Below are 14,356 nucleotides of genomic sequence, written 5' to 3'. Positions count from 1 at the left end.
GGTTCAACTTTGGGCGCGGACCGCGTCGGTGATCTGGGTCAGGACCTGGTCCAAAAGGGTCAGGTCCTCGGCTTCTCCCATCACGCGGATCAGCGGCTCGGTACCCGACTCGCGGATCAAAAGGCGGCCGGCATTCCCCAATGTCTTTTCTCCCGCCGCAATCGCCGCCTGCACCTGATCAGTCTCAAGCGGCGTCTTGCCCGGCTCAAAAGTGACGTTGACCAGTTTTTGCGGCACAGGATCAAACACATGGCTCAATGTGCTCGCCTTGTCGCCGGTTTCTACCATCGCTGCCAAAAATTGCAATGCGCCGATCAGCCCGTCGCCGGTGGTGGCATAATCGGTCATCACGATATGGCCCGATTGCTCCCCGCCAAGGTTGAAATTGCCGCCGCGCATCCGTTCCACTACGTAGCGATCCCCCACCGACGTGCGTTCCAGCCCGATATCTTGCGCCTCCAGAAAGCGCTCGAGCCCAAGATTGGACATCACTGTGGCCACCAGAGCGTCACCGCTCAACCGCCCTTCCTGCGCCCATCGTGATGCAATCAACCCCATGATCTGATCGCCGTCAGACACCCGGCCTTTTTCGTCGATCAGGATCACACGGTCCGCGTCCCCATCAAGGCAAATGCCCAGATCAGCACCGGTTTCCAGCACTTTGGCGGCGGCGCGTTCCGGATGGGTAGAACCGCAATCTTCGTTGATATTGAAGCCGTTAGGCTCCACTCCTAAGGGGATGACCTCGGCCCCCAACTCCCACAACACTTCGGGTGCTGTGCGGTAAGCAGCCCCATTGGCGCAATCCAGAACGACGCGCAGGCCATCCATACGCTTGCCGCGTGGAAAGGTGGTTTTGGCGTATTCAATATAGCGGCCGCGCACATCGTCGATCCTTTTGGCCCGGCCAATGTTTTCGGGCGCGGCAGGCGCCACACCTTCGTCTAGCAGCCGGGCGATCTCCGCCTCGGCATTGTCGCTCAGCTTGAACCCATCGGGGCCAAAAAACTTGATCCCGTTATCCGATGCCGGGTTATGGCTGGCCGAGATCATCACGCCCAGATCGGCGCGCAGACTGTGGGTCAGATACCCAATCGCAGGCGTGGGCACGGGCCCCAGCAGAAATACGTTCATCCCGGTGGAGGTGAACCCCGCCGTCAACGCGTTTTCGATCATGTAGCCCGAAAGGCGCGTGTCCTTGCCAATCACCACACGGTGTTCATTCTTGTCGCGGCGGAAATAGCGCCCTGCGGCAGCGGCCAGCCCAAGGGCCACCTCAGCCGTCATCGGCCAACTGTTGGCGCGGCCACGCACACCGTCGGTTCCAAAGAGTTTTTCCGCCATACGAATTCAATACCTGTACTGTTTTTGCCCGCATTCTGGGACGTGCATGTCTTTAGCCTTTGCGCCCCGCAACATCTAGCATCTTGTGGGCACGCGCGCTCGCTTAGTAGGACATTGTTGCCTCAACCGCGCGCTTCCACGCGGCATATTTGACCTCTCGCGCGTCCGTGTCCATATCCGGCTCGAACCGGCGATCGCGGGCCCAGCTTTTGGCGAATTCCGCCTGGTTTGGATAGATGCCCGCATACATCCCGGCAAGCCAGGCCGCGCCGAGCGCCGTGGTTTCCAGCACGACAGGCCGGTCAACGGGTGCGTCGATGATGTCGGCCAGAAACTGCATCGTCCAGTCCGAGGCGCTCATACCGCCATCGACGCGCAAGACCGCCTCGCCACCAGTGGCGGCCCAATCATCGCGCATTGCCTCCAAAAGGTCTCGCGTCTGATACCCCACGCTTTCAAGGGCCGCGCGCGACAGTTCCGCCGCGCCCGAATTACGCGTCAGGCCAAAAACGGCGCCGCGGCATTCGGCGTTCCAATAGGGGGCGCCAAGGCCCGTGAACGCAGGCACGATCACCACATCCTGCCCAGAATCGGCGCTCTCAGCGAGGGTTTTGGTCTCCCCGGCCTCGGATATGATCTTGAGCCCGTCGCGCAGCCATTGCACCACGGCCCCTGCCACGAAAATCGAGCCTTCCAGCGCATAGGTCGGCTTGCCGTCCAGCTGGTAAGCGATTGTTGTCAAAAGACGATTGTTGGACTCAACCGGCGTATCGCCCGTATTGAGAAGCGCAAAGCATCCTGTGCCATAGGTCGATTTCATCATGCCCGGGCTGAAACAGGCCTGCCCCACGGTGGCGGCCTGCTGATCACCGGCCACCCCAAGGATCGGGATGTCCTGCCCCAAATGCACGGCCTGCGCCTTGCCGTAGTCCGCCGCACTGTCGCGCACGTCGGGCAGCATCTGCATGGGAATGTTCAACAGATCGCAAATCGTCTGGCTCCACCGGCCTTTGCGGATGTCATAAAGCAGCGTGCGCGCGGCGTTGGTGGCATCGGTGGCATGTACCTCCCCACCGGTCAGCTTCCAGATCAAGAAACTGTCTACCGTGCCGAAAAGCAGCTCACCTGCCTCCGCCCGCGCCCGTGCACCTTCGACATTCTCCAGAATCCAGCGCAGTTTTGTGCCGGAAAAATACGGATCAGCCAGCAACCCGGTGCGTGCCGTAATCATGTCGCCATGCCCCGCCTCGCGCAGCTCGCGACAGAAATCAGCGGTCCGGCGATCCTGCCAGACAATGGCGTTATGAACCGGCTCACCCGTTGTCTTATCCCAGACCACAGTCGTTTCGCGTTGATTGGTGATGCCGATGGCCGTGATTTCACCGCTGGCCTGTGCCATCGCCTCACGGCAGGTTGCCAGCGTCGTATCCCACAAATCAGCCGGATCATGCTCGACCCAACCCGACGCGGGATAATGCTGTGCAAACTCCTGCTGCGCGACAGCCGCCACCTGCATTTGCGCGTCAAAGACAATGGCCCGGCTGGACGTCGTGCCCTGATCGATGGCCAGAATATTGCTCATCTGATCCCCTCCCCGTTCTTCGTGTTTCAGCCAGTCTGGCAAGGCGTGCGGCACTTGGCAATCCCGCGCTCAGGCGGTCTGCATCCATTCCTCCAACGCCTCGATTTCCGCCGCGCGCATCCGCAGACCCAGTTTCGAGCGCCGCCAGACCACATCGTCGGCCGTGCGCGCGAATTCACGGGCCATCAGCCAGCGAACTTCTGCTTCGCTCAGACCAGCGCCAAAATCCTTGCCCAAGTCATCGCGCGTCACGGCTGCGCCCAACAAATCGCGCGCCTCGGTGCCATAGGCCCGCACCAGACGACGCGCCTGCCGGGCGTCCAGAAACGGATAATCCCGCGCCAGGTCGCGCACTAGCCCGTCAAACCCATCCACCGGAAAATCACCACCGGGCATGGCCACCCCTGCCGTCCAGGGACCGGTTGCATTTGGAAAGAACGGGACGATCTTGTCCAATGCTGTTTCGGCCAGTTTGCGATAGGTTGTGATCTTGCCGCCAAAGATATTGAGCATCGGTGCGCCGCCTTCTTCGCGCAGCTTGAGAACGTAATCCCGCGTGGCCGCCGTGGCTGAGCTTGCCCCGTCATCATAAAGCGGGCGCACGCCGGAATAGGTCCAGACCACATCATCAGCCTCGATCGGCGTACGAAAATAGGAAGAAGCGAATTTGCGAAGATAATCAGCCTCTTGCGGGGTGCAAACCGGCTTTTCATGCACATCCGAGTGCTCCGCATCCGTTGTCCCGATCAGGGTAAAATCGCCCTCATAGGGAATGGCAAAAATGATCCGGCCATCTTCGCCCTGAAAGAAATAGCATTTGTCGTGATCAAAGAGTTTGCGCGTCACGATATGACTGCCGCGGACCAGCCGCACGCCTTCGGTCGCGTTCACACCCGCCACGTTGCCAATCACATCCTTGACCCATGGCCCACCGGCATTGACCAGCAACCGTGCCCGCACATCGCGCTGCCCCCCATCTGGCATCTCAACGGTGATTTGCCAGTAATCCTGCTTCCGCTCCGCCCGGGTCACACGGCTGCGCGTGTTGATCACAGCGCCCCGGGCCTGGGCATCTCGGGCGTTCAAGACCACCAATCGGCTGTCTTCGATCCAGCAATCGGAATATTCATAGGCCTTGGCGAAACGCTCTTGCAGCGGCGCGCCAACCGGGTCGGATGTCAGATCAACCGTGGCCGTGGCGGGCAGGATTTTTCGCCCGCCCAGGTTGTCATAGAGGAAAAGCCCCAATCGGATCAGCCAGGCCGGGCGGCGTCCGCGCATCCACGGCATGAAAAACCCGAGCAACTTGGATGTGGGCGTATCGCCGTCAAACCGCATATCTGCATGATATGGCAGCACAAATCGCATGGGCCAGCTGATATGCGGCATCGCACGCAGCAAGGTTTCACGCTCAATCAGCGCCTCGCGCACCAGCCGGATTTCGAAATATTCCAGATATCGCAGCCCGCCATGAAAGAGCTTAGTCGACGCCGACGACGTGGCAGAGGCCAGATCGTTCATCTCGGCCAGTTCCACGCGCAGGCCCCGGCCCGCCGCATCACGTGCAATGCCACACCCATTGATGCCGCCGCCGATCACAAAAAGATCGACGTCCCACGGCGTTGCGGCAGTTTTTGCGGATGCAGACACGTGAGGCCCCCTGCCTCGGTTGAAGAGCATTCACAAAGCCTGATACGGAAAAACTTGTCAATAACGCGCTTTCGTTTATTTTCGTTTTTCAGAAGTTTCGCGCGCAAAGGAGCGTTTATGTCGCAGACATTCCGCCATCCGGATATCCTCGAGATTGCCCGGTCCGAGGGCAAGGTGACCGTGGATGGCCTGGCTGGTCGCTTTGGCGTCAGCGTGCAGACCATTCGCCGTGATCTGACCGATCTGGCCAATGCCGGGCGTCTGACGCGGGTGCATGGCGGCGCGATCCTGCCCGCGGGCATCCGCAACATCCAGTATGAAGAGCGCCGGCAGCTCAACAGTGACGCCAAACACGCCATTGCCCGTACGGCCGCCGGGATGATCCCAAACGATGCCTGCATCTTCTTGAACATCGGCACCACGACAGAGGCTCTGGCGCAGGAATTGACCGGCCACGAAAACCTGATCGTGGTGACAAACAACATCAACGTCGCCCAAATCCTGGGGCAAAACCAAAATTGTCAGATCGTGTTGACCGGCGGCACACTGCGCGCGGCAGATGGCGGGATGGTGGGTGATATGGCCGCCGCGGCGCTTGAGGGATTCAAGTTTGACCTCGCGATCATCGGCTGTTCCGGCGTAGATGCGGATGGCGAGGTGTTAGATTTTGACCCGCAGGAAGTGATCGTCAGCCGACGCGCCCTGGCCCGCGCCCGCAGCAGTGTCTTGCTCGCCGATGGGTCAAAATTCACCCGAACGGCCCCGGTATGCATCACCTCCCTGAACCGGATCGACACTTTGGTAACGGATGCACCAGTCGCGCCAGAGTTGGCCCGCCTGTGCGACACGCTCGACACTGATTTGCGCGCAGCACATTAGCGCGGATTGTCCCTTGACGTGGACCTTATCGTGTCATACCAACCGGCTCGGTCCGGCGGAGTAGCTCAGGTGGTTAGAGCAGCGGAATCATAATCCGCGTGTCGGGGGTTCAAGTCCCTCCTCCGCTACCAAATCCCTCTCAAAAAACGATCCCATCGTCATCAACCCTCGGGTTGGTCAGGCCCAGACAAAGGTATGGTTCTCCATACTTGTCTGTCATCCCGGCAGCGCGCAGGATGGCTGCATTAACGATTGATTTGTTTATTTTGTATCAGCGCCCCGGGGGGAAATCGGCTCGGGGCGCATTTTCTCAAGACCTAATTTTTATAATGAAATCAAATTACCTCGACAGGAGGTTGCTATGTTGGCCATTACATTTGGCTTTGTATTTTGCCTGTTCACCGCGCTGCTGGTTATCATCGGCGACTATATGATCAAACTCGCCGCAGATGGCGGTCAGCCGGTGCATTCCGCTCTGGTGATGTCGGGGTGCCTGCTCTACGCCATATCGGCTGTGATGTGGTATTACGCGTTGCTGCATGTGACACTGTCGCAGGCGGGCGTTGCGTTTTCTATGATCACGCTGCTGGCGCTTTGCGCAATTGGTGCGCTGTACTTCGATGAGCCGCTGTATCTTCGCGAATATGCCGGGATCGGGTGCGCCTTGTTGGCCATGGTGCTCATGGTCCGTGTTGCCTGAGGCGGACTGCACGATCACACCTTGATCGCCCTTTCGCGCAAGCGCTCGTAAAACGGCGCGTGATGCATCAGGAATTCAGCCAGTTGTGGATGGTGTTCGGACCGCGTTTCGAATTCAGCGCGTTTTCTTTCGTGTTCGCCTTCCTTGACGGGGACGATACCCGAGGAGTTTTTAGCGCGGCTGTGCCATTGCTCAACCTGCGACCAATCTTCCGGAGGCGCGGCATCCCAGTCAAACGCCTCTGACCGAAAGGGCAGATCAATGGTTTGCCACACCTTTTGCATCACACCCTTGGGGTCACGTTGAACCGTTTCAGCCTCTATCACCGGCGGGCGTATGCCCATCGCCTTCAATGCATCAAAAAGCTGCCACTGTGCCTCCAATCCGACTTCCTCAAGCGTCATCTCCGGATCGAGTTTGTGGTAGGACAGGATCGCCGCAACGGGATCGCGGATCAGGAAAACATGGGTGAGCCGCTTCAGAAACGCGACATCGGACAGAATGCGCGGCATGACATAATAAGCCATATCCTTGAAAAACACCGGCGCGTCTGATGCCTTGGCCACAAGCATGTCACGGATGTCTTCGTAGCGCACGGGGTGGTCTGACTGGACGTCGAAATGCGGCATCCGTGCTACGCCGCGGTGCACGTAATAGTCATACATGAAGGGTTCATGGGCACACCACAGATCACCGCGCTCGCGCATCACCCTTTCGGTGGCGGTCGACATGGATCGCGGGTGTGACCAAAGAACAATCAGTTTATCCATGTGCAATCGTTAGCACGGGGCGGTTTTTTCGCCAGATCGAAAAAACGTGCCCTCATGCCAAACGTCCGCGCCACACATGGGAGACCCTTTCCATTCTGCGCTTAGCCAAACGTGGCCGCAACATCGTACATTACTGGCTCAAAGCTTTTGCACAGCTCATTGATTTCACGATTTCTTTTGCGCATCTCATCACTTCGCAACATGGCCTGAAAGTCTTCCCGCCGCTCCCATTGCGAGTAGTTTGCGATACGGGTTTGGGCGTCGTTGACGTGCAAACCGGCGGATACGAAACCCGGCTGTTTGGAAATAAACTGATCATAGGCAGCGGTCAGAAGCTCCAGCAGGTCCTGACAGGTCCCCGGGGTCATTTCAAAGGTGGTGATCACGGTCTGGTTGGTGTCGGATTTGGCTATTACGGGCATGGCTCATCTCCTTCTGCCTCGCAGCCTAGCAGGTTGTGACATCAGCGCAAAATCTCGAAGGCCTTAACACTCGCTTTACCCTTTTTAAGGATGGTTAACGCGGAGGAAACCAATTTGCGCGCATTCATTCTTTTGCTGCTGATGGCGGGGCAAGTACAGGCAGGGCCTTGGCCGCGCGGCAAGGGCAAGGTGTTTTACTCCGCGCATGCGAATGGGGAATATTCAGATGATATCGGTCTGGTCACACAGTTCGGCACGATTTACGCGGAATATGGTCTGACCGAAAACCTCACAATCGGCGTGGATTACAGCGGCAGTGAAATTCGCACCGATAAGGCCGTCGCGTTTTTACGCATCCCCATTTTGGGGACCGAGCGGAAGTTCCGGTATGCGGTGGAAGTGGGGGTGGGGTTGGTTGACGGTGCATGGGCGTTTCGGCCCGGGTTTTCGATTGGCCGCGGCCTTACGTTGGGCAAACGCACCGGTTGGATGACGCTGGACACCCGCGCGGTATTAAAGGACGGCCCTAGCGACATGCGGTTCGAAGCGGATTTCACCTTTGGTCTGAACGCGGGAAAACGATCGAAACTTATCGCACAAATACAAGCGGGGCTTGAGCCCAAGGGATCGGATTACATCAAATTCGCGCCCTCCTACGTCTTCGAACGCAAGCCCGGGCGCTTTTGGGAGCTGGGTCTGGTCGCAGATATCAGCGGCGGGTCAGTCTATGGCGCAAAACTCGGTATCTGGCGTGAATTCTGAACCGGTTTACATCTGCTTTTACGCCGTACCGCCGGGCTCAATTTTCTTTCGTACAGCGTTGATCTTCCAGCCATTTCCCTGCTCGATCATCTGGTATTCCAGAATATGGACAACACCTGCTTGATCCCGGATCATAACGTTTTGCCAAAGCATCCCGTCCACCGTATCGACCGCCAGAAAATCGACCTGCGCTGGCCGCCAGACCATTGGATAGCCTTGCCGTACCATCGTGCCGAAATTTTCAGGCGTGCCGAAAATCTGTTGTATGTTCGGACTTGCAAAGTCGAATGCCGCCACGAAATCATCCGCCTGAAATGCTTCGATCTGGGCGGAGATCACGGACCTGATGGCCGTATCATCCGCACGTGCCGGAAGGCAGAACACCAAGGCTGCCAAAAGAGAAAAAAGAAACTGTCGCATCGCGCACCTCCGAGCCCAAAGGTAGGCCAAGCGGCGCGCGGATCAAATAGCCCTTTGCTTTGCGTGTCTCCAGCACCCCGGCCCACCTGCGCCGTATTTGAACTGGAACCCGCCGCCGCCGCATGCCAGTTTGAGGCAAAACACTTGCCGGAGACATCCCCATGCCCCCCACAACGTCCTATGCTTTGGTCATGCTCATCGCCGGTATTGGCATTCCCATCCTTGCGGCGCTGAATGCCGCCCTTGGAACGCGGTTGGGATCACCGGTCGCAGCCGCCTGCATTCTGTTTGTCGTGGCATTGCTGAGCACGCTGCTGGTGCTGCTGTTCAACTCTCCCCGCGCCGTTTTGGGGGTCACCACAGCCCCTAAGCACCTGTTGCTCGGCGGGTGTCTGGTGGCGTTTTATGTACTGACGATCACCTTTGTTGCGCCGAAATTCGGGGTGGGCAATGCCGTGTTTTTTGTTCTGTTGGGACAGCTCATTAGCGCCGCCGCAATAGATCATTTCGGGTTGTTCGGCGCGCAAATCTCACCCTTGTCGCTGACGCGTGCCGGCGGCATCGCGGTCATGGCGGCGGGCGTTTTCATTACCCAGCAGGTTTAGTGGCCCGCAAGCGCCTGTACCTGCGCCCAAACGGCCTCCTCCAGCGGAACCGGATCCATATGTCGCTTGGTCTGACCGGGGATGCGGGCGCCTTCGTCCATGGCGACACCGTCGGCAACCTGCGCCAGACGGTCCAGAAAATCACCTGAAACGTCGGGATCCATCAACAGGTAATACTGCCCAAGGTCGTGGGGCGGACCATCAGGCGCTTTCAGGGGTTTGACGTCTCGACTGACCACGCCACCGGTCATGCCTGCGGCCAACAACTCGGCCATCAGGCCGAAGCCCCACCCCTTGTAGCCACCCATACTGACCAAAGATCCGCTCAGAGCCGCCTCGGGGTCCGTTGTGGGGTTGCCGTCGGCATCCACCGCCCAACCTTCGGGGATGCGTTCTCCGGCGGCTTTGGCCATGGTGATCTTGCCAAGGGCCACGGTGGTGGTCGATTGGTCAAACTGCATGGCAATGCCGCCCTTGCCGTCCGGCACGGAAAACGCAATCGGGTTGGTGCCGATGACACGGGTCTTACCCCCCGGCGGGGCGACGATGGGCGACGCATTCGTCAGCCCCAGAGCGATCAATCCCTCAGCCGCAATCTGTTCGGTAAAATATCCCAGCGAAGTGCAGGTATGCGCATGACCTACCGCGAGACTGGCCACGCCACATTCGCGCGCAGCAGCCAGCGCCTCGGGCAGACCCCGGGCGAACGCAGGCTGGGCGAACCCAAATTTGGCATCGACCTTAACTGCACCAGGACGCGGCCGTGTGACCACCGGATCGACGGTGCCATTGACCCGGCCCGATTTCAGCTGCGTGCAGTAGCTCTCGAGGTAATAAAGCCCACAGATCTTGTTACCCACGGCCTCGGCCTTGCGCACCGCATCTGCGACAGAGGCGGCAATCCACGGCGCGGCACCATGACGTTCCAGCGCTGCGCGGCTGGTTGCTTCGATCTGATCCAGAGATATATCTACCATGTCGCCTCCGATAATTTTGCGGGACTTTGGGCACTTGCACCGCCGGGGTCAATCGCTTGTTTTACACGCGCGACTTACAAACATACAGAGACCGCAATGGCGCAGCGCCATTCAATGCGTTAACACCCCCGTCAGCATCGTGACGGAGAGTCGGAATGGGCCAGAAAGACAAAATTATCCTACGTCTGTGCGCGACCTGCCTGCCCGAAGGGGACCCGGCGGGCGAAGCACTGGCCGCAGCGATCGACGCTGCCGCATTGACCGTGCCCATTGTTGTCAAAACGCAAGACTGCATGAACGGCTGTGCCGCGCCTGTATCCCTGGCCTTGCAAGGGGCTGGCCGCGCCACCTGTTTCTTTGCGGGGGTTGATCCCGCAGCGGATCAGAAAGATGTGATCAACACGCTGAAGGCCTATATCGACAGCCCGCGTGGTTGGATCGAAGACGCTCGTCCCTGTGGACGCCTGCGACACTGCCTTATCGGGCGCGTGCCGGCGTTGGATACGGACTAGTTTTTCAGGTCCACCACCTGTTCCAGCAGCCTATCACCCACGGCCAGCGGCCGGTGATCGTTGGAATTCAACGTGACTTTCACCTCAACATCGCCCTCGGGCAACTGACCTATATGCATCCAAGGGCCGTAGAGCCGTGCGAGTTTATCGCCGTTGATATAGACATGGGCGTGGCCTTCGCCATCCACATGATCAAGGCCGGCCCGGTCAGGGGCAAACCGAAAATTGCGCGGCATCACATGCAGGTTCCAGCCCAATACGGGATCAGCTGATATCTCGACCGCGAACTCGGGCGCATCGGGGCCCGCCGGCACAGAGAGCAGCATATCATGCGCGCTATGGTCCATGCCGCCACTGACATGCATGTCGTGATCGTGGCCATCCAGCGTGATGCCATTGCCAGCGGCAACCGTAAAACCGATGCCTCCGCCAAAAACCAACCCGATGATCAACAGAACGATTGAACGGTCCATGGTCGCCTTTCCGAAATGCACTGCCGTGTCAGGCGTTCTGGGTCATGCCTTCTGCCGCTGGATCGCGGGACCAGAAATAGCCCGCACAACAGCCCAAGATGATCCATGCCGCCATCCCAACGCCGTAGGCACGCGCCGCAAAATGCGCCCCAATTTCCGTGGGTACAGGGCCGGTGAAGACATCAGGCTCTGGCGCGCCAATCAGATGTGGGGCCAGAAGCAAAACGACAGCAACACCCCAGGCCAGCCAGCCACGTCCAAAGGCAATGAGCCACATAGCGACGCCTGCCGTGGCCACGGTTGCCAACCACCAGATTTGCCGTGCGTTTACATCCGCGGCGGCAACACCGGGCACTTCGGGTGCCAGAGAAAAGCCCGGCGCAAAGTGCACCGCCACAAAACCGGCCAGACCCCAAAGCAATCCCGTGCGGCCGTTGATGACAGCGCCACGGTCCTGCGCCTGAGACATCAGCGACACCAGCATCAGAGCATAACCGGAATAGATCAACATGCTGAAGATGATGCTTAAACCATCGCGCAACATGTCCATGCCACCCAGATCGGGATGTGCAGAAACCGTCGACGTCGCGCCGAAATGCACAAGCTCACCACTTTCATAAAGCTCGGCGTGCAACAGGACGGGTTGAACGAAGACAAGCTGCAGCAGGGCGGCAATCAGCCCCGCGGCAGCACCAGCAAACAACGCGCTGGTCAGTATGCGCGTAAACACGTGCTTAGTGGCAGGGGAAGCCGGTCGCGTGACGCACGTCATGTGCGGCCGCGTGCAGCGTCTCAGCCTGTGCAAGGCCTGTAACAGCAACAACCGCGAAGCCAAGGAAGGCTGCGAAAACGGCGGCGCCGAGGCCTGATTTGGTCTTTGTTACTGAAGCAGTGACAGCGTTCATCTCATTTTCCTTTCCGTCGCACCCGACGGGTTTAGTGGTCCCAGACCGGCAGGTCTCCTGGCTTACGGGTCGATGCATAGGCTGGCCTTCCCGGATTTCTCCAGTGGCGTTTTCAGCCCTGCTCACCGCTCACAGTTGCGGGGGCAGCCGCAGAGTCGGACGGATCCTCACTGCATTCCCTTTTACCCTCACCCCAGTATTGACGCGAAGGACCGGCCTTATCTCAGTGCCAGAAACATAGAGGCGCGGTCAATACGCATATTGCATCCGGCACCGGATCACGGATCGATTTTAACCTTTTGGCGGGGTAATCCGCGCGCTTCGCGCATCAGGCACGCACCAAAGCGCCCTTATCCAAACGCACCACGCGGTCCATTCGGGCAGCAAGTTCCATGTTATGCGTCGCAATCAGGGCGGCCAATCCCGTGTCCCGAACCAACTCTACAAGTGCCGCGAAAACCTGATCTGACGTCGCCGGATCAAGATTTCCCGTCGGTTCATCCGCAAGGAGCAACCGCGGCTGATTGGCAAGGGCCCGGCAAAACGCCACGCGCTGCTGTTCCCCGCCGGACATTGCTGAGGGTCTGTGACCCGCCCGTTCGGCCACACCCACCCTGGTCAGCAAATCCCGTGCGCGGTCCTCGGCAACACCACGCGCCACACCGTTGGCCAGTTGAGGCAGGACGATGTTTTCAAGCGCCGAGAATTCCGGCAGCAGATGGTGGAACTGATAGACAAACCCAACATCCCGGCGGCGCGCCACGGTCCGGCGCCGATCGCTCAGCCCCGTCATATCCGTACCCGCAATCTGCACCTGACCGGCATCGGCCGTGTCCAGCAGACCGGCAATATGCAACAAGGTCGATTTGCCTGCGCCCGACGGCGCGACCAATGCCACCATCTCACCGGCTTCGACCTCAAGCTGCACATCCTTCAGCACCTGAACGGCATTGGATTTGCCCGCGTTATAGGTCTTCTCAACACCTGCGAGACGCAGCATCACATCACTCATAGCGCAACGCCTCAACCGGGTTCATCCGGGCCGCGCGCCGCGCCGGGAAAATCGTGACGACAAAGGACAACCCGAGCGACAAGGCCACCGCCGAGAGCACATCCCGGGCGTTTAATTGCGCTGGCAGATGATAGATGCCGCGGATCGATGGATCCCATGCCTGCCCCCCCGACATCATGTTAACCACTGAAAAGATCGGATCGATGTAGACGGCAAACAGGCATCCCAGGATCACGCCAAAGAGTGTGCCGATCATGCCCGTGAACGCACCGCAAATGAAAAACACCCGCAAGATCGATCCTTCTGTCAGGCCCATCGTGCGCAGAATCCCGATGTCGCGGCCTTTGTTTTTGACCAGCATGATCAACCCGCTGGTGATGTTCATCGCCGCAATCAGCACAAGAATGGACAGGATGATGAACATCACGTTGTCCTCGATATCCAATGCCCGCAGAAACCCGCCACTGGCGTCCCGCCATGTCCAAAGCTGGCTCGTTTCACCCGCCGCGCGCAGCAGCGACACCGCGAGATCATCGACCCGGTCCGGATCGGTGGTCATCACTTCCAATTCATCGGCGCGCCCTTCGCGGTTGAAAAAGCTCTGCGCCTCGGCAAATGGCATGTAGATGCGGGTGCGATCGATGTCGTACCGCCCGGCCGAAAAAATATATCCGACATCATAGTTTTTGACCCGGGGCGTCGCGCCCAGGGGCGATTTTACACCGCCGGGCAGGATCAGTTTGATGCGATCTCCCACAGCAAGGCCCAACTCACGCGCCACGCCCGAACCGATGGCCACGGTAGCTTCCTGCGTGTCGGGAATGGGGCCAAAGCTGTTGATGTCACCAATGCCGGTGTCGGGATTGGCGATGCGGGGAATGGTTTTCAAATTCTCAAGCGTGATGCCAAAGACCTGGACGCCGGCATTGCGATCTCGCGAATTGGCCATCACCTGCCCTTTGACAAGTGGTGCAACCCGGGTGACGCCCGGCACCGCGCGCACACGTTCGGCCATTGCGTCGTAGTCTTTGAGCGTCCGGTCGATGCGACCGGTTTGATCATCCACGATCCCCGCATTGTAGACCGTCACATGCGCATTGGCTCCCAGAATGGTGTCAACGAACTCCGCCCGGAAGCCTGAGCGGACAGCCAGCGTAGCAATCAGCGCAAACACCGCAAGCGTGATGCCAATCAAACTGATCCATGTCATCACGCTGACGCCACCTTCGGCGCGTTTTGCGCGCAAGTACCGCCAGGCGATCATCCATTCAAATGGAGCAAAGGGGGTTGGGTTGGCTGCCAAAATGTGACCTCAGAGCGCGGATTTGTCTTGTTTTGCGCGG

17 protein-coding genes, 1 tRNA gene and 1 riboswitch are annotated in these 14,356 nt (G+C 59.0%); of the genes, 6 read left to right on the top strand and 12 right to left on the bottom strand.

Translation table 11 applies throughout. From position 1 onward, the window contains the following. Positions 1-3: 3 nt before the first annotated feature. From glmM to glpD, 3 genes are all read right to left on the bottom strand, one after another. The gene (glmM, locus tag ACZ1HJ_RS11825) at positions 4-1,344 is read right to left on the bottom strand and encodes a phosphoglucosamine mutase (protein ID WP_472718863.1); all 1,341 of its coding nucleotides are present in this window, start codon (positions 1,342-1,344) and stop codon (positions 4-6) included. Between the two features lie 103 nt (positions 1,345-1,447). Beyond that, positions 1,448-2,926 carry a glycerol kinase GlpK gene (gene glpK / locus ACZ1HJ_RS11820; protein WP_472718862.1) on the bottom strand — a complete coding sequence of 493 codons (1,479 nt, stop codon included), beginning with the start codon at positions 2,924-2,926 and terminating at the stop codon, positions 1,448-1,450. Between the two features lie 69 nt (positions 2,927-2,995). Beyond that, entirely contained in the window at positions 2,996-4,576 is a 1,581-nt protein-coding gene (glpD, locus tag ACZ1HJ_RS11815) for a glycerol-3-phosphate dehydrogenase (RefSeq protein ID WP_472718861.1), read from the bottom strand. A gap of 117 nt (positions 4,577-4,693) precedes the next feature. Between glpD and ACZ1HJ_RS11810 the strand changes: the two genes are divergently transcribed. From ACZ1HJ_RS11810 to ACZ1HJ_RS11800, 3 genes are all read left to right on the top strand, one after another. After that, positions 4,694-5,455 carry a DeoR/GlpR family DNA-binding transcription regulator gene (locus tag ACZ1HJ_RS11810; RefSeq protein WP_472718860.1) on the top strand — a complete coding sequence of 254 codons (762 nt, stop codon included), beginning with the start codon at positions 4,694-4,696 and terminating at the stop codon, positions 5,453-5,455. A gap of 54 nt (positions 5,456-5,509) precedes the next feature. Beyond that, positions 5,510-5,586, top strand: a tRNA-Met gene (locus ACZ1HJ_RS11805). A 158-nt stretch (positions 5,587-5,744) separates the two neighbouring features. Then, positions 5,745-6,155 carry an EamA family transporter gene (locus tag ACZ1HJ_RS11800; RefSeq protein ID WP_472722202.1) on the top strand — a complete coding sequence of 137 codons (411 nt, stop codon included), beginning with the start codon at positions 5,745-5,747 and terminating at the stop codon, positions 6,153-6,155. Positions 6,156-6,169: 14 nt separating this feature from the next. Here the strand turns inward: ACZ1HJ_RS11800 and ACZ1HJ_RS11795 are convergent, their stop codons facing one another. Both ACZ1HJ_RS11795 and ACZ1HJ_RS11790 read right to left on the bottom strand, forming a co-directional pair. After that, on the bottom strand, positions 6,170-6,925 hold the full coding sequence (locus ACZ1HJ_RS11795) for a sulfotransferase-like domain-containing protein (protein WP_472718859.1): 756 nt from the start codon (positions 6,923-6,925) through the stop codon (positions 6,170-6,172). Between the two features lie 101 nt (positions 6,926-7,026). Continuing rightward, the gene (locus tag ACZ1HJ_RS11790) at positions 7,027-7,347 is read right to left on the bottom strand and encodes an antibiotic biosynthesis monooxygenase family protein (protein WP_472718858.1); all 321 of its coding nucleotides are present in this window, start codon (positions 7,345-7,347) and stop codon (positions 7,027-7,029) included. Between the two features lie 114 nt (positions 7,348-7,461). Between ACZ1HJ_RS11790 and ACZ1HJ_RS11785 the strand changes: the two genes are divergently transcribed. Then, complete coding sequence (locus ACZ1HJ_RS11785; RefSeq protein ID WP_472718857.1) at positions 7,462-8,109, top strand: hypothetical protein; 648 nt, start codon at positions 7,462-7,464, stop codon at positions 8,107-8,109. Between the two features lie 18 nt (positions 8,110-8,127). Here the strand turns inward: ACZ1HJ_RS11785 and ACZ1HJ_RS11780 are convergent, their stop codons facing one another. Further along, the gene (locus tag ACZ1HJ_RS11780; protein WP_472718856.1) at positions 8,128-8,529 is read right to left on the bottom strand and encodes a DUF4864 domain-containing protein; all 402 of its coding nucleotides are present in this window, start codon (positions 8,527-8,529) and stop codon (positions 8,128-8,130) included. A 161-nt stretch (positions 8,530-8,690) separates the two neighbouring features. On the opposite strand from ACZ1HJ_RS11780, the gene ACZ1HJ_RS11775 reads away from it, so the two are divergent. Then, a complete protein-coding gene (locus ACZ1HJ_RS11775; protein WP_472718855.1) occupies positions 8,691-9,134 on the top strand; it encodes a DMT family transporter in 444 nt (147 codons plus the stop codon). On the opposite strand, the gene ACZ1HJ_RS11770 is transcribed toward ACZ1HJ_RS11775, so the two are convergent. Beyond that, complete coding sequence (locus ACZ1HJ_RS11770) at positions 9,131-10,111, bottom strand: Ldh family oxidoreductase (protein ID WP_472718854.1); 981 nt, start codon at positions 10,109-10,111, stop codon at positions 9,131-9,133. The two genes, ACZ1HJ_RS11775 and ACZ1HJ_RS11770, sit on opposite strands and share 4 nt — an antisense overlap. A gap of 155 nt (positions 10,112-10,266) precedes the next feature. Between ACZ1HJ_RS11770 and ACZ1HJ_RS11765 the strand changes: the two genes are divergently transcribed. After that, on the top strand, positions 10,267-10,623 hold the full coding sequence (locus ACZ1HJ_RS11765) for a DUF1636 family protein (RefSeq protein WP_472718853.1): 357 nt from the start codon (positions 10,267-10,269) through the stop codon (positions 10,621-10,623). Here ACZ1HJ_RS11765 and ACZ1HJ_RS11760 read toward each other — a convergent pair. From ACZ1HJ_RS11760 to ACZ1HJ_RS11740, 5 genes are all read right to left on the bottom strand, one after another. Beyond that, positions 10,620-11,096 carry a hypothetical protein gene (locus ACZ1HJ_RS11760; protein WP_472718852.1) on the bottom strand — a complete coding sequence of 159 codons (477 nt, stop codon included), beginning with the start codon at positions 11,094-11,096 and terminating at the stop codon, positions 10,620-10,622. The genes ACZ1HJ_RS11765 and ACZ1HJ_RS11760 overlap by 4 nt on opposite strands. 28 nt (positions 11,097-11,124) lie before the next feature. Continuing rightward, a complete protein-coding gene (locus ACZ1HJ_RS11755; RefSeq protein ID WP_472718851.1) occupies positions 11,125-11,826 on the bottom strand; it encodes a CbtA family protein in 702 nt (233 codons plus the stop codon). Positions 11,827-11,830: 4 nt separating this feature from the next. Next, the gene (locus tag ACZ1HJ_RS11750; protein ID WP_472718850.1) at positions 11,831-12,001 is read right to left on the bottom strand and encodes a CbtB domain-containing protein; all 171 of its coding nucleotides are present in this window, start codon (positions 11,999-12,001) and stop codon (positions 11,831-11,833) included. Between the two features lie 30 nt (positions 12,002-12,031). Further along, a riboswitch (cobalamin riboswitch) is annotated at positions 12,032-12,233 on the bottom strand. A 96-nt stretch (positions 12,234-12,329) separates the two neighbouring features. Further along, entirely contained in the window at positions 12,330-13,013 is a 684-nt protein-coding gene (locus ACZ1HJ_RS11745) for an ABC transporter ATP-binding protein (protein WP_472718849.1), read from the bottom strand. Then, on the bottom strand, positions 13,006-14,316 hold the full coding sequence (locus tag ACZ1HJ_RS11740) for a lipoprotein-releasing ABC transporter permease subunit (protein ID WP_472718848.1): 1,311 nt from the start codon (positions 14,314-14,316) through the stop codon (positions 13,006-13,008). The genes ACZ1HJ_RS11745 and ACZ1HJ_RS11740 overlap by 8 nt, the downstream gene beginning before the upstream one ends. Between the last annotated feature and the right edge of the window lie 40 nt (positions 14,317-14,356).

It is taken from the genome of Roseovarius sp. JB2-10, from assembly GCF_055693585.1.
The sequence above is the reverse complement of the archived record's forward strand: the minus strand, read 5'-3'. Positions and strand labels throughout refer to the sequence as shown.